This window comes from Methylobacterium sp. CCH5-D2 (genome assembly GCF_001556475.1).
Classification (GTDB): domain Bacteria; phylum Pseudomonadota; class Alphaproteobacteria; order Rhizobiales; family Beijerinckiaceae; genus Methylobacterium; species Methylobacterium hispanicum.
This window is the reverse complement of sequence record NZ_LSIX01000765.1, coordinates 1-491: the sequence shown is the minus strand read 5'-3', so window position 1 is coordinate 491 and position 491 is coordinate 1. Positions and strand designations below refer to the sequence as shown.

At 72.5% G+C, this 491-nt stretch carries 1 pseudogene; it reads right to left on the bottom strand.

Annotated elements, in window-relative coordinates:
• Nucleotides 1–3: 3 nt before the first annotated feature.
• A pseudogene (locus tag AX737_RS20495) lies at nt 4–491 on the bottom strand (flagellar motor protein MotA); the annotation flags it as partial.

Below are 491 nucleotides of genomic sequence, written 5' to 3'. Positions count from 1 at the left end.
GCCCTAGACCCGCTCGCGCCCGAGCCGGTCGAGCACCTGCTTCAGCTCGCGCTCGCGGCTCGCCTGCGCCTCGACCCAGTCGCGGATCATCTGCTGCTCGGAGCGCATGTGCTGGACGAGGCCCTGGATCCCCTCGGCGAGGTTCGCCATGGCCTGCGCGGCGGCGCGCCCGTTGGCACCCTCCTGGATCACGCCGGTCAGCCGATCGACCGCCTCCTGAAGCTCGCGCGCCCCGGTGCCCTGGGAGAGCGAGAGCGGCGCGGCCGCCTCGCTGCCGGAGGTCAGCCAGTCCTCCAGCTCGTTGTGGAAGCGGGCCTGCGCCTGACCCGCCTGGAGATCGAGGAAGCCGATCACCAGGGAGCCCGCGAGGCCGAAGAGCGAGGCCGAGAAGGCCAGGCCGATGCCTGAGAGCGGCACGGCGAGGCCGTTCTTCAGCTCGTCGAACATCACCGCGGCGTCGCCTCCGCCGCGCATCGAGCGGATCACCGAGC